Consider the following 12,740-nt stretch of genomic DNA (forward strand, 5'->3'; position numbering starts at 1 on the left):
CGGGAGCGGCGTAGGAACGCACGGGCTCGTCAATGCGGCAGAAACATCATCGCTGCAGCAAACCCCATCACAGCGGTAGCGATCCAGCCGAACGCCCGCAGTTTCCAATCGGCCGTATAGCGGCCCATCACGGATTTTTTCGACACCAACAAAATGATCACCACCATGAGCGGAACGGCGACGAGCCCATTGATCACCGCGCTCCAGAAGAGGGCTTTCATCGGGCTGATCGGCGAATATTGGATGATCATCCCCAGCAAGACGCTCACGGCGATCACCCCGTAAAAACCACGCGCATCGCGGGTCTTGCGCTCAAGACCCCATTGCCAACCCATCGCCTCGCTCAACGCATAGCCGCCCGAGCCGGCCAGAACCGGCACACCAATCAGCCCCACCCCCAAAATGCCGAGCGCGAAGAGGATATAGGCAAAGTCACCCGCCAATGGACGCAGCGCACTGGCGGCCTGGGCAGCAGTCTGAATATCGGTGACGCCCGCCACATGGAGCGTCACCCCTGTCGCGAGAATGATGAAAAACGCGGAAATATCGGAATAGAACATCCCGCTCCAGGTATCCCAGCCAATGCGGCGGAGTTCAGAAGCAGCAGCCGGCGCATCATGCAATAACGCGGTGCCATGCTTCGCCTGCATGTCCTCCACCTCTTCGGATGCCTGCCAGAAGAAGAGATAGGGGCTGATCGTCGTACCAAATACGCCGACCACGACCGTCGCGGTGTTAGTGTTAAGAGCGATTTTCGGCCAGACTGTCCGCAGAGCGACCTGTCCCCATGGCACATGAACCGTAAACAGCACCGCTGCATAAGCGAGAAGCGACAACGTCAACCATTTCAGGAAACGCACATAGCGATGATAGGGCACGAATATCTGAAGCAGTAGCGTCCCCAGAACGAAGACGACCGTCATCAGATGGCGGTTTATGCCAATGATCAGTTCCGCAACCTCACCCATTGCCGCGACATCAGCAGCGATATTGAGTGTGTTGGCGATCAGCAGCAGGATCACCACGCTTCGCAGGATGACCGGTGGAAAGGACGCCTTGATGTTTGCCGCCAAGCCCTTGCCGGTTACCCGGCCGATCTGTGCGCACATCGACTGAACAGATGCCATCAACGGCAAGGCGAGCGGCATCGTCCACAGCATGTTGAGCCCGAATTGGGCGCCCGCCTGAGAATAGGTAGCAATGCCGCCTGGATCGTCGTCGGCAACGCCCGTGATCAGGCCCGGTCCGACGCGTGCCAGCGGATGTTCCCTGAGGCGTTCGAAAAGCATCCGCAACACGCCAGACGCCCGTCGTGTGTCTGCTTCGTCCTCTACGGCCTGCATGCCGGAATCCTCGGATCGGTATGAAACACGTATATCGCCTCACGCTGTCGGCGAGGCCGATCTCGCGCTGCCAATCCCGACCCGTGCGAAATCCGTCGGTTTGCGAATATTCATAAGGTGCCGCTCTGCGGAAGGAACCGGTTCAAACAGGTTGAAGATACTTTCGGACAACCAGCAGCGTCGCGTCCCCCGGGCAGGCTTCCACCGAGAAACCCATCTCGCTTTCAAGCTCGATCGCCGCGTGATTGTCGCGGCTCTCGATCGACTCGATCATCTTGACCCCACGCGCGCGCGCCGCGTCGGTCACATATTGCAACAATGCCCAGCCAATTCCGCGCCCTTTGAAGTCGGCACGCTCCGCGATCGCGACCTCACCGCGCTCGAGCGTCTTGTCGCAGGCCAGCATCGCGGTGGCGACGAGCAGCCCTGTATTCGCCTCGAACGCGAGGAAATTTTCGGTTTGATGATGGTCGACATGCGTCATCGCGACGACGACGTCATGCGCAACGCGAGGTGCTGCCGAAAGAAAACGAAAATGCAGATCGTCCGCCGATACGTGACGAAAAAACTCCTCAAGCGGCGCTTCATCCTCGGCTTGGGCGGGCCGCAGATCGAGGCGCAGACCGCTGCGGGTCACGCGATTTTTCTGCTGAAACGCGTTCGTCATCATATGCCTCCTGAAATCGCCGCCACTTTGCCTCGCGCTGTGCCCCCCCTCTATGCGTGAAAGCCCTAGGTGCCCCACCGCCAGGAAACCGGCTATCACTGGTCGCCAGTTGCCCTGTTGTCCTGAAATGCACGCACGAGGCTGTCGGCGTGCATGGCGATCATTCTTTCCTCATCGGTCGGAATGACGCGGACAATGACACGGCTCGCAGCAGTGCTGATGACCGGATTGCCAGTGCTGTTCGCGGTTTCGTCGAGCTCAACACCGAGCCAGCTTAAGGAGCAGGCGACACGCCTGCGTATCTCCGCCGAATTTTCGCCAATCCCCGCAGTGAAGACTAGGCCATCGAGACCGCCAAGCACGCTCGAAAGCGCGCCCACTTCGCGTACGATACGATAGACGAAGGATTGTATGGCGGCGTCGGCGTCCGGCGTTGCCTTCGCAAGAAGATCGCGCATGTCGCTCGAAAGACCCGAGATTCCGAGTAGGCCAGACTTGTTGTATAACAAATCCTCGAGTTCGGTAGCCGACATCCCCTTCTGCTGCTGGAGATAGAGAAGCACGCCGGGGTCGATCGTGCCGCAACGGGTTCCCATCACGAGTCCGTCCAGCGCGGTGAAACCCATCGTGGTCTCGACACTGTGACCGGCATTGATAGCGCAAAGGCTCGCGCCATTACCGAGATGGGCGACGATCAGGCGCCCGCGCGCGAGGCGGGGCTCGATCCGTGCAATCTGGCGGGTAATATATTCGTAGGAAAGACCATGAAAGCCATAGCGGCGTATCCCTTCCGCCTCGAGCGCGCGCGGCAGCGCGAAACGCGTCGCGACAGCAGGCATGCCGTGGTGGAAAGCCGTGTCGAAGCAGGCAATCTGGGGCAATCCGGGGCGCACGTTCATGGCAGCGCGAATAGCCGATAAATTATGGGGTTGGTGCTGCGGCGCTAGTGGGCAAAGTGTATCGAGGGTCTCAAGGATCGCGGGACCGACAACAACTGGCTCGGCATAATGAACACCACCATGAACGACGCGGTGCCCGATTGCGATCAGCCGGTCGCCACCAAGATGCCCATCGGCCCAGTCGAGAAGTTCGCCGAGAAAGGCTTCGTGCGACAGTCCCGCGCACCCTGCTTCGTCCCAGCACCGTTCCTCGATTACCGCCCCGCGCTGATCGCGCGCAATCAAATGCGGGATCAAACCGATGCCTTCGATCTTCCCGCTGGCAATGCAGCTCAGGCCATCAATGCCCGACCGCTCAAAAAGCGCGAATTTGAGGCTCGACGAACCCGCATTAAGACTGAGCAATGCGTCAGACACTATCGGCCCGTTCGCGCATCGTAAGGTGGCGATAAACCAGAACCGCGAGCGCGCATGACGCAATCCGCGTGCGTTCACTGTCCGCCCTACTCGTCAGGATGATCGGCACCGTCGCACCAAGCACGACCCCGGCCGCGTCGGCACCGGCGAGAAAGCTGAGTTGTTTCGCCAGCATATTGCCCGCTTCAAGATCGGGAACGATCAGGATGTCGGCGCGCCCGGCGACCGGGGAAACGATGCCCTTTTCCTTCGCGGCGGCAGGGCTCACCGCATTGTCAAAGGCCAGCGGGCCATCGACCAGACCACCGACGATCTGACCGCGATCGGCCATTTTCGACAACGCCGCCGCATCCAATGTCGATTGCATCTTTGCGTTCACCGTCTCCACTGCCGACAGGATTGCGACATGCGGCCGAACGATGCCAATGGCATGCGCCAGGCCGATCGCATTGCGAACGATATCCGCCTTTGCATCGAGGGTCGGCGCGATGTTGATAGCAGCATCGCTGATCAACAGCGGCCGGGGATAATCCGGAACATCCATTGCATAGACATGACTGATCCAGCGATCGGTTCTAAGCCCGGTTTGATGCGCCATGACCGCCGACATAAGCTCGTCGGTGTGCAGCGAGCCCTTCATCAGTAGTTGGGCCTCGCCGTTCCGCACCAGTTCCACGGCGCGCGCCGCCGCCGCGTGGCTATGGGGCACGTCTTCCTGCCGGAAGCGTGCAATATCGATGCCGGCATCGATCGCGGCCCGTTGAACCTTGGAGGCGGGGCCGACGAGGATCGGCGTGATGAGGCCAGCGTCAGCAGCCGCGATGGCGGCCCCGATCGCTGTCGCGTCACATGGGTGAACAACGGCAGTTGCTAGCGGGACGCCACCGGCAGCGGCCTCAAGCAAAATGCGGTAACGGTGATGATGCGCCACGCGGATATCGATCATCTCAGCGCTCGAGGACATAGCTACCAGGTGCGTCGTCGATTGCAGGCAGGCCCGCCGCCGCATTGCCTATCGAAGGAGGTGCGATCTCTTCCTCGCGCGACCGCGCGGCAAGCCAGTTCGTCCATACCGGCCACCAGGATCCTTCCTGGGGAGATATGCACTCGAACCAGCTCTCGGGGCCGACATAGGGCGTCCCGGGCATCCGTGTGGCGATCCGGAAATGTCTCTGCGGATGGCCGGGCTCGCTGACGATTCCGGCGTTGTGACCGCCCGAAGTCAGCACGAAGGTTATCTCGCCTGGGTTGAGCAAGTGAATTTTGAAGACCGAACACCAGGGCGCAACATGATCGGCAGCCGTACCGACCACAAAGAGCGGTACCTGAATGTCGGACAACGCAATCGGGCGATCATCGACCAGATATCGACCCTCTGCCAGATCATTATGGAGGAACAGTCGGCGCAAATATTCGGAATGCATCCGCGCCGGTAGCCTTGTTGCGTCGTCGTTCCATGCCATGAGATCATTGGGTTCGTCACCACGCCCGAGCCAGTAATTCTTGACCATTCGCGACCAGATCAGATCGCGCGAGCGCAGCAGTTGAAAGGCACCCCCCATCTGCTTGCCATCAAGATAACCGCGGTCGGCCATCGCGTCCTCGAGAAAGGCGATCTGCGGCTCATTGATAAAGAGCTGAAGTTCTCCTGCCTCACTAAAATCGGTCTGTGCCGCGAACAGTGACACACTGGCGAGGCGCTTGTCGCCGTCGCGTGCCATTGCCGCCGCCGTGATCGCCAGTAACGTACCGCCCAAGCAATAGCCGCAAGCGTGAACCCTAACATCACCGCAGATATGGCCCACCGCATCGAGCGCCGCCAGAAACCCATCGCTGCGATAAGCATCGAACGAGGTCTCGCGCATATCTACCCCAGGATTACGCCACGAGATGCAAAACACCGTGAATCCCTGCGCGACGAGGAAATGGATCAGCGAATTATGCGGCGAGAGATCCATGATATAATATTTCATGATCCATGCCGGCGTGATCAACACCGGTTCGGCACGGACTGTTCCGGTGGTCGACGCATATTGGAGCAGCTCGATCAACTCGTTGCGAAAAACCACCTTCCCGCGCGCAACGGCGACATTTCTCCCCGGCTTGAAACGCGTGAGCGGGGGACTGCCGGTCGCCAGCGCGCTCATGTCGGTCAAGGCATTGACGGCACCTTCAAACAGGTTGCGACCGCCTTCTGCCAGCGTCGTCGCGATCACCTCGGGATTGGCCCACGGAATGTTCGACGGCGAGAACATATCGAGCCCCTGCCGGGCGACAAACCGCGCGATCCGGCCATTCTCACAACTGACGCCCGACAGGCATGATGTCGCTTCTTCCGTCCAACCCTGGGCGAGCAGGAACCATTGCATAAAGCCGCGATAAGGCTCTTTCGCCCAGCCCTCGCTGACGAATCGATGATCATCCGCCGCCGGTTCTATCTCGTTCACTCCCGCGAGCGCCGCCATCATCCGGAGCCCACACATCCAGGCGTCGATCGCTAGTTCGGCACGATGGAATGGCGCGTTGGCCATGTGCGCCGCCCAATCGAACCCCGCCATCGCTATGGCGATTGGCGATATGCCGCCGGTGATCTTTCCCTCCAGGCCATGCAGCACGCGATCGAACGCCTGGAATGCGTCGCTGGAATTCTGCCAGTCGTCGCAACGGTCGTCGGTATATTCAGTTGGCGCGGGCTGCGCATCGACGCCGTCCGCCGCCTGCCCCTTTGCACTCGTTGACATGTCCATCGCCAACCTCCTGAAGGCTCGGGGCATCCCTAGGTCTCAGCCGAACGACCCGGCATTCGTAATCTTCCTTATGTTCGGCGATCACAGGGGAGATCATCATGTCGATCGCTGGCAATTCCCTTTGCATGGGCGGCATGGCGCGCAGCCCATTACCTGCATGCGCAGCCGCATTAGCGCATAGGATGAAAAGTCAGCGGGCTAGGGATTTGTGGAAACGTTCATCCAGTCAGCCGGCCTTTCGGGTTATTTGGGCGTGACAATTCCCTGGATCAGGAACAGCGCCTGATCGCGATCACGTGTCGATTCTCGCCCCGAACGAGTGCCTGCCACGACGCGGTGCGCGCCTTAATTGGTAAGACAACGGAAGCGACCCACCGGCCTTCGATGCGACGTCCCGCTACCTCCGTAAGGTCCCTTATGTCGGCATCGGTTCCTCCGGCCTAGAACGTGGCGATGTCCTCAATTCGCGGACGAAACTGCGAGGCATGGCGTGTTCATCACCCGCGAAGGAGCCTTTGGCCGCGTGGCCGCCGTACGCGGGCCGGTGATCGATGTCAGCTTTAACGCTGGCATGCTTCCGGCCGTCAACGACGCCCTTCTGATCGGCCGGGACGGGGCGGTATCGTTGGTGGCCGAGGTTCAGTGCCATCTCGACGGTGAAACGGTTCGCGCGGTCGCCCTTCAATCGACCGCCGGCCTCGCCCGCCACACAGCCGTAACCGCAAGCGGTGGTCCGCTCACCGTGCCTGTCGGTGACATGGTACTCGGGCGTCTGATTGATATGACCGGCGCCGTCGGCGACGCGGGGGCCGCCCTTGGTCCGGATGTACCACGCCGTCCGATCCATCGCGCACCGCCCCCGCTGGATGAACAGCGCGCAGCGAACGAAATGTTCGAAACGGGCATCAAGGTCATTGACCTGCTGAGCCCGATCGCGCGCGGCGGCAAGGCCGGAATGTTTGGCGGAGCCGGCGTCGGTAAAACCGTGCTGGTGATGGAACTGATCCAGGCGATGGTCGCCCATTATCAGGGCGTATCGGTCTTTGCCGGTGTTGGCGAGCGATCGCGCGAGGGTCACGAACTCCTGTGCGACATGCAGACTTCGGGCGTTCTCGATCGCACGGCGCTGATTTTCGGGCAGATGAACGAACCCCCGGGCGCGCGCTGGCGCGTCGCGCTTACCGCCCTGACCATTGCCGAATATTTTCGTGACGAGCAGAAGCGCAATGTTCTGCTGCTGATGGATAATGTGTTCCGCTTCGTTCAGGCCGGAAGCGAGGTTTCGGGATTGCTGGGCCGCTTGCCATCGCGCGTCGGTTATCAGCCGACGCTCGCAAGCGAGGTCGCCGCACTTCAGGAACGGATCGCGTCGGTCCAGGGTGCCGCCGTTACCGCGATCGAGGCGGTCTATGTTCCAGCAGACGATTTCACCGACCCCGCCGTCACCGCGATTCTCGATCATCTCGACAGCACAGTCGTCCTCTCGCGCTCAATGGCTGCCGAAGGCATGTATCCCGCGATCGATCCGCTTGGATCGTCGTCGATCCTGCTCGATCCGCTGGTGGTCGGCCAGGAGCATTTCGACATCGCCGAGCAGGTGCGCGAAACGATCGCGCATTACCGGGAATTGCAGGACATCATAGCGCTGCTCGGCGTCGAGGAGCTTGGCCAGGCCGATCGTCTCGCTGTCGGCCGCGCGCGGCGTCTGCAGCGTTTCCTGACACAGCCATTCACCGTGACCGAAGCCTTCACCGGTATGGCTGGGCGGTCGGTACCGCTCGCCGAGACCTTGGCCGGGTGCCGCGCCATCCTGACGGGCGAGACCGACAATTGGCAAGAAAGCGCGCTCTACATGATCGGCGGCCTCGACGAAGCCCGCGCCAAGCAGGCGGAGCCAATGCCATGAGGCTGCTGATCACCGAGCCGATGCGAATTGTCGCCGACCTCCCCGTGGCGTCCGTGCGCGCCGAAGACGAGAGCGGTTGCTTCGCCATCCTGCCTGGCCATACCGGCCTGCTGACGAGACTCGTCGATTCTATCGTTTCGTGGAAGGAACTGTCGGGCAAGCTTGGTTTCTGTGCAGTCCGTGGCGGCATTCTGACGGTGACCGAAGGACGCGAGGTCGCCATCGCGACGCGCGAAGGGCATCTCGGCGACGATCTCGACACGCTTGAGCAGGTGATCGTGGCCGAGTTCAAGGAGAGCGACGAAGCCGAACGCCAGTCGCGCATCGCTGCCGCGAAGGTGCGCATGCGCGCGATCCGCCAGATGGTGATGGCGTTGCGCGGTGACGGCATGCCGAGCGAACCGCGACCATGACCGTCGATCCCCCGCCGGATCCGCGACAGCGGCTCGCCGAGGTCGCCCGCAAACGCGCCGACCGGCGGCGGCGATGGCGGCTCTTCGGGGAAGGGTCCATCGGGCGCAATCTTGGCCAGATTGGCGCATTGGGCTGGACCATCATCTTGCCTGCGCTGATCGGATTAGGCATTGGCCGGTGGCTCGATCGCGAGACCGGCAGCCGAATATTCTGGACCGCGCCGCTTCTCCTGATCGGGCTGGCGGCAGGTTGCTGGTCGGGTTGGCGCTGGATCACCCGGCGATGATCGCGTCGCCATTCGATCAGCATGTCCTGTTCCACGTCGGCCCTGTGCCGGTGGTAACGGCGGTCGTCACCACTTGGGCGATCATGATTGCGCTCGTTGCCGGATCATGGCTTGCGACCAAACGGCTTGCAGACCGCCCTTCGCGAACACAGGCGGGACTCGAGCTTGTGATCGAGACGATCCAGAACCAGATCGGCGACACAATCGGGAGCGACCCCGCGCCCTATCTGCCGCTGGTCGGGACCCTGTTTCTTTTCCTGCTCACTGCGAACTGGACCTCGCTGATCCCCGGCCTCGAGGCCCCCACGGCAACGATCGAGACCGACGCTGCGCTCGCGCTCATCGTGCTTGGCGCCACCATATGGTTCGGCGTGCGCGGTCTCGGCTTGATCGGCTATCTCAGGACCTTCGCCCGCCCCAGCCTGTTCATGGCGCCGCTCAACATGGTGGAACTGCTCACGCGCAGCCTGTCGCTGACCGTTCGCTTGTTTGGCAACATCATGAGCGGCATGTTCATCATCGGGATCGTGCTCAGCCTCGCCGGGCTATTGGTGCCGATCCCGTTGATGGCACTCGAAGTGCTGATCGGCGCGGTGCAGGCATATATTTTCGCCATGCTGGCGACGGTCTTCATCGCAGGCGCACTCGGCGACACTTCCGCCCCTCAGAACAAGGAGATTTCCACATGAACTGGATCCATCTGGCAAGCATCATTGGTGCCGCACTGGCCATTGCCACGGGAGCCATCGCGCCTGCGCTTGCACAAGGGCGCGCGGTAAGTTCGGCACTGGACGCGATCGCACGACAACCAGAAGCGGCGGGTGCGATAACGCGCACGTTGTTCGTCGGCCTTGCGCTGATCGAAACTTTCGCGATCTACTGCCTGGTGGTGGCGCTGCTGCTGCTGTTCGCCAACCCTTACGCCTGAAGACGCCGGGATATGCGCCTGAATGCGTGGACCTTGGTGCTTCAGGCGATCAACTTCCTCGTACTCGTCTGGCTGCTGGGTCGGTTTCTTTACCGGCCGATCGTCGCGGCGATCACCGCGCGCCAGCGCGCGTCGGACAAACTGCTCGACGATGCCGGCGCAGCCCTACAGCGCACGAAGGAGCATGAGACGGCATTGGCCGGGCAGCAGAAGCAGCTGGCCGACGACGCCGAGCGGATGCGCACCGATGCGATCGCCGCCGCCGCCGAAGAGCGCGACCGGCTCCTCGCGCTTGCCCGGGTACAAGCCGATGATATTCGCCGAAATGCCCATGATGCCGCTGACGTGGAGCTTGCGGCGCGCCGTAGCGCGCTCGAAACGGATGCCGCGACGCTTGCGGCCGGCATCGCCCGACGCTTGTTGTTGCGGCTGCCGCAGACGGTGGTTCAGGATGCGATGTTCGAGGCACTGCTCGATCAGCTCCGCCACGCCACACCGGATGCGCACGCCGCGCTGTCTTCCACAGGTGCCTGCAAGTTGGCGACACCTGCAGTGATCGACGCGCGGCGGCGGCAGGCCTGGACCGCCGCGCTGGCGACCGTCCTGCCGCAACCAACCGATATCGTTTTCACCGAAGATGCCGACATGCTGGCCGGATGCGAGCTGCGAACGCCCCATATGACGGTGCGCAACAGCTGGAAGACCGATCTGGGCGACATCCTGCAAGAGCTTGAAAAGGAGGGCGAGTGACGGCGCCACCGCCCGAAACATGGCTTGAGCGCGCCGGCAGGGCTGTGCAGGCCGCTGCGCTATCGCCCCGGTTTTGCGAAACCGGACGCGTCGAATCCTCCGGCGACGGTATCGCCATTATCTCGGGGTTGCCCAACACCCGGCTCGACGAGGTGCTTCGTTTCGCTGACGGACAATATGGCTTCGTCCAGACGCTGGACACTGATCGCATCGGGTGCGTCCTGCTCGATGCTGCCGATACAATCCGAGCAGGCGACGAGGTCATCGGGACAGGCGAGATAGTTCGTACCCCTGTCGGCCCCGCTTTGCTCGGCCGCGTGGTCGATCCGCTCGGACGGCCGCTCGATGGAGGAAACCCAATCGAGGCTGCGCAACAGCGTCCAATCGACCAGCCCGCGCCCGCGATTGTCGACCGCGATCTCGTCACCCAGCCCGTCCAGACCGGCAGCTTCGCCATCGATGCGCTGTTCGCACTGGGGCGTGGTCAGCGCGAACTCATCATCGGCGATCGCGCGACCGGAAGGACATCGTTGGCAGTCGATACGATCATCAACCAGCGCACAAGCGATATCATCTGCGTCTATATCGCCATCGGCCAAAAATCCTCCGATGTCGCGCGCGTGATCGAGCAGGTGCGCACGCATGGTACGTTCGAACGCTGCATTTTCGTGGTCGCGAGTCCGGCTGGCGCTCCCGGGCTGCAATGGATCGCCCCGTTTGCGGGTTTCAGCATGGCCGAATATTTCCGCGATAGCGGCGGGCATGCGCTGGTCGTGCTGGACGATCTCAGCAAACATGCCGCCACGCATCGCGAAATCGCATTGCTCACCGGTCAGCCGCCCGGGCGCGAAGCCTATCCCGGCGACATATTCTATCTGCACGCTCGGCTGCTCGAACGCGCGGCGAAACTCTCCGCCGCCAAAGGCGGCGGCTCGTTGACCGCCTTGCCGATCGCCGAGACCGACGCCGGCAATCTTAGCGCTTATATCCCCACCAACCTCATTTCGATCACCGATGGACAGATAGTACTCGACGCCAAATTGTTCGCAGCCGGCCAGAAGCCGGCGGTCGATGTAGGCACCAGTGTTAGCCGGGTCGGTGGCAAGGCGCAGTCACAGGCGCTGCGCGCGGTTTCAGGGTCGCTCAGATTGCAATACGCCCAGTTTCTCGAACTCGAAATGTTCACGCGCTTCGGGGAAAAGCCTGAGCCACGCATCCAGGCCCAGATCGATCGGGGACGACGGCTGCGCGCAGTGCTCAGCCAGCCACAGTTCGAACCGCTCCGGCTTGCCGATCAGGTCGCACTAGCACTCGCGGTTTCCGAAGGCGTGCTCGATTCCGTTCCGGCCGAAGCGATATCGGCACTGCGCCACCGCTTGCCTTCATGGCTCGATGCCGAATGCCAGGAAAGCTGTGACAGGATCGGCCAGACCGGCCTGTTGCCGGACGCGGATCGCGCGATGCTGCTTGACGCGCTCAGGCGCCTGGTGGCCCAGCCATGACCGACAGGCTCTCCGACGTTCGTCATCATATCGGGACGGTCGCGCAGCTCGGTGCGGTGGTCAATGCGATGCGCGGCATGGCGGCGGCCCATGCCGCTCAGGCCCGCGCGCTTATCCCGGCAGTGCATGCGTATGAGGCGGTGGCGACCCAGGCGATCGCTGCCGCGATGCGCGTCGACAATGCCACACCGATATCAAATGCGGCAGCTACACCAACGCGCTGCCTCGTCGTCTTCGGCCCGGAGCAGGGGTTCTGCGGTGCGCTGGCTGATCGCCTCCTTGAAGTCGCGGCGCCACTTTTCGCCGGTTCATATGTTCTGGTGGTGGGCAGCCGACTGGCATCGCTTGCCAGTGATCGCGGTCTCGAATTTGCACAGGGCTTCGCGATGCCGACCCGCGCGGCGGGCCTCACCGCACTGGCGACCCGCATGGGAGACGCTGTCGCGGCGTGGCTCGAACAGGCATCGCATCCGCACGTTGCGATGATCCTGCCGCGCTGGACCGATGGTCAACGGCTTAGCATCGATAACCAAACACTTCTTCCAGTCAATACAGCCGCTATCGCCACCACGTCCTGCGGTTTGCCGCCACTCATCCAGATTCCCCTCCAGCGTCTACTGGCCGAACTGGCAGACGAACATCTGTTCGCACGCCTGTGCGAGGGCACGGCCGAAACCTTCGCCGCCGAGAATGAGTGCCGGGTTGCCACGATGGCATCCGCAGCCAGTAGCATTGAACACAGACTGACCGACCTGCGCGCCGCCGAGCGGCTCACGCGCCAGGAGGAGATCACCGCCGAGGTTGTCGAACTGGCCGCAGGTGCTGGTGCGCGGAGACATTCGGCGAGCACGCGCCCGATCAGGCGGTGACGTTCAGGCCCG

Annotated in this window: 12 protein-coding genes and 1 pseudogene; 8 read left to right on the forward strand and 5 right to left on the reverse strand. The window is 62.2% G+C overall.

Annotation, left to right across the window (positions count from 1 at the left end; translation table 11 throughout):
• Nucleotides 1–29: 29 nt before the first annotated feature.
• From P0Y64_18225 to P0Y64_18245, 5 genes and pseudogenes are all read right to left on the reverse strand, one after another.
• The gene (locus tag P0Y64_18225; GenBank protein WEK43230.1) at nucleotides 30–1,343 is read right to left on the reverse strand and encodes a divalent metal cation transporter; all 1,314 of its coding nucleotides are present in this window, start codon (nucleotides 1,341–1,343) and stop codon (nucleotides 30–32) included.
• 142 nt (nucleotides 1,344–1,485) lie between these two features.
• Entirely contained in the window at nucleotides 1,486–2,010 is a 525-nt protein-coding gene (locus P0Y64_18230; protein ID WEK43231.1) for a GNAT family N-acetyltransferase, read from the reverse strand.
• Nucleotides 2,011–2,105: 95 nt separating this feature from the next.
• Complete coding sequence (locus tag P0Y64_18235; protein WEK43232.1) at nucleotides 2,106–3,326, reverse strand: acetate/propionate family kinase; 1,221 nt, start codon at nucleotides 3,324–3,326, stop codon at nucleotides 2,106–2,108.
• A pseudogene (locus tag P0Y64_18240) lies at nucleotides 3,319–4,230 on the reverse strand (bifunctional enoyl-CoA hydratase/phosphate acetyltransferase). Before P0Y64_18240 ends, P0Y64_18235 begins: the two are co-directional and overlap by 8 nt.
• Before the next feature lie 43 nt (nucleotides 4,231–4,273).
• Nucleotides 4,274–6,073 (reverse strand): alpha/beta fold hydrolase, encoded by a 1,800-nt coding sequence (locus P0Y64_18245; GenBank protein ID WEK43233.1) that lies wholly within the window; start codon nucleotides 6,071–6,073, stop codon nucleotides 4,274–4,276.
• A 571-nt stretch (nucleotides 6,074–6,644) separates the two neighbouring features.
• Here P0Y64_18245 and atpD point away from each other — a divergent pair.
• Genes atpD through P0Y64_18285 form a run of 8 tightly spaced genes read left to right on the forward strand, consistent with a single transcriptional unit; the run spans nucleotide 6,645 to nucleotide 12,728 of the window.
• A complete protein-coding gene (gene atpD / locus P0Y64_18250) occupies nucleotides 6,645–7,979 on the forward strand; it encodes a F0F1 ATP synthase subunit beta (protein WEK45114.1) in 1,335 nt (444 codons plus the stop codon).
• Entirely contained in the window at nucleotides 7,976–8,392 is a 417-nt protein-coding gene (locus tag P0Y64_18255; GenBank protein ID WEK43234.1) for a F0F1 ATP synthase subunit epsilon, read from the forward strand. Before atpD ends, P0Y64_18255 begins: the two co-directional genes overlap by 4 nt.
• Nucleotides 8,389–8,679 (forward strand): AtpZ/AtpI family protein, encoded by a 291-nt coding sequence (locus tag P0Y64_18260; protein WEK43235.1) that lies wholly within the window; start codon nucleotides 8,389–8,391, stop codon nucleotides 8,677–8,679. The genes P0Y64_18255 and P0Y64_18260 overlap by 4 nt, the downstream gene beginning before the upstream one ends.
• Nucleotides 8,676–9,368: a F0F1 ATP synthase subunit A gene (locus P0Y64_18265; GenBank protein ID WEK43236.1), complete on the forward strand. Its 693-nt coding sequence runs from the start codon at nucleotides 8,676–8,678 to the stop codon at nucleotides 9,366–9,368. The genes P0Y64_18260 and P0Y64_18265 overlap by 4 nt, the downstream gene beginning before the upstream one ends.
• Nucleotides 9,365–9,607, forward strand: coding sequence for a F0F1 ATP synthase subunit C (locus P0Y64_18270; GenBank protein WEK43237.1), 243 nt, complete (start codon nucleotides 9,365–9,367; stop codon nucleotides 9,605–9,607). The genes P0Y64_18265 and P0Y64_18270 overlap by 4 nt, the downstream gene beginning before the upstream one ends.
• Nucleotides 9,608–9,619: 12 nt before the next feature.
• Complete coding sequence (locus P0Y64_18275; GenBank protein WEK43238.1) at nucleotides 9,620–10,357, forward strand: hypothetical protein; 738 nt, start codon at nucleotides 9,620–9,622, stop codon at nucleotides 10,355–10,357.
• 44 nt (nucleotides 10,358–10,401) lie between these two features.
• Entirely contained in the window at nucleotides 10,402–11,859 is a 1,458-nt protein-coding gene (locus tag P0Y64_18280) for a F0F1 ATP synthase subunit alpha (GenBank protein ID WEK45115.1), read from the forward strand.
• Nucleotides 11,856–12,728, forward strand: coding sequence for a F0F1 ATP synthase subunit gamma (locus P0Y64_18285; GenBank protein WEK43239.1), 873 nt, complete (start codon nucleotides 11,856–11,858; stop codon nucleotides 12,726–12,728). Before P0Y64_18280 ends, P0Y64_18285 begins: the two co-directional genes overlap by 4 nt.
• The last annotated feature ends 12 nt before the right edge of the window (nucleotides 12,729–12,740 follow it).

It is taken from the genome of Candidatus Sphingomonas colombiensis (assembly GCA_029202845.1).
Classification (GTDB): Bacteria; Pseudomonadota; Alphaproteobacteria; order Sphingomonadales; family Sphingomonadaceae; genus Sphingomonas; species Sphingomonas colombiensis.